This is a genomic window from Ferviditalea candida (assembly GCF_035282765.1).
In the GTDB taxonomy this organism is placed as follows: domain Bacteria; phylum Bacillota; class Bacilli; order Paenibacillales; family KCTC-25726; genus Ferviditalea; species Ferviditalea candida.
This window is the reverse complement of the sequence record NZ_JAYJLD010000104.1, coordinates 1-1158: the sequence shown is the minus strand read 5'-3', so window position 1 is coordinate 1158 and position 1158 is coordinate 1. Positions and strand designations below refer to the sequence as shown.

Genomic DNA, 1158 nt, shown 5'->3' with positions numbered 1-1158 from the left:
GAATCCTGATCGCCACACTGACGTCGGTGACGAAAACAAAAAACCACCGTCATTGGCGGTTCCGAATTCACTGTCAATTAAAGTGGCTGATGACAACATACATAGGCATCTTTCAAAATTCTAAGGCAGCTTATATATACACGAGAGATATTTTACGAGTTACTTTTCATCAGAACACGAACATACATTCCATGACAAAGTATTGTCATTCCCCCTTGCTATACTGAAGCTACCAAATACAAAGGAGCGAATGACATGAACGATAAGCATACTTTGCAGTTTGCAACCTATTGGAATCGGCCATATATACCTATGGGCGGCACGGAAAAAATCTATTTGCTCATTGAGGCCAAAGGGAACGGAGAAGTTCAAATGAACCGCGCTCCTGTCAACCTGTCGCTCGTATTGGACCGCAGCGGATCGATGACAGGCTCACCGCTGGATTACAGCAAGAAAGCCTGCCAATTCGTCATTGAACAGATGACCGAACAAGACCTGCTGAGCATGATTGCCTTTGATGACGAGATTCAAACGGTGTTCGAACCCCAGCCTGTGACCCATAAGGATTTGATGAAGCAGCAAATTGCATCGATCCAACCCGGCGGAAGCACGAATTTTAGCGGCGGACTCATTCAAGGCGCGCAGTATGTGAAGCAATTGAAGCAAGACGGTACCGTTCAACGGGTGATTCTGCTGTCAGACGGACATGCAAACAACGGAGTAACGGATCCAATTAAACTTGCAGCGATCGCGAAGGAATATCAGCATGGAGGGGTAGGCAACTCCACAATCGGATTAGGCGACGGCTTTGATGAGGAACTGATGGAAGGCATCGCGGACAGCGGGGGCGGAAACTTCTACTATGTGGAAAAACCCGATGATATCCCAGGCATCTTTGCGAAGGAATTGCAGGGTTTGCTGTCTGTCGTCGCCCAAAATGTGAAGCTGCACATTCAGCCCTCGGACAACGTACAAATCACGAACATATATGGATACAATCCCGTGAACGAGGATAACGCTTTGACGCTCCATCTGGGAGACTTGTTTAACGAGGAAGTCAACCTGAATTTCGAAAGTAATGTTCTTTGAAAATATAAAAAATGCTCCAAATCTTTGATAGAATGGTGTTTGACGAGAACAACATCCACAAAGAGAGGA

1 protein-coding gene is annotated in these 1158 nt (G+C 46.1%); it reads left to right on the top strand.

Annotation, left to right across the window (positions count from 1 at the left end):
• Positions 1 to 255 precede the first annotated feature (255 nt).
• Complete coding sequence (locus VF724_RS21250; RefSeq protein ID WP_371756231.1) at positions 256 to 1089, top strand: vWA domain-containing protein; 834 nt, start codon at positions 256 to 258, stop codon at positions 1087 to 1089.
• Positions 1090 to 1158: the final 69 nt, after the last annotated feature.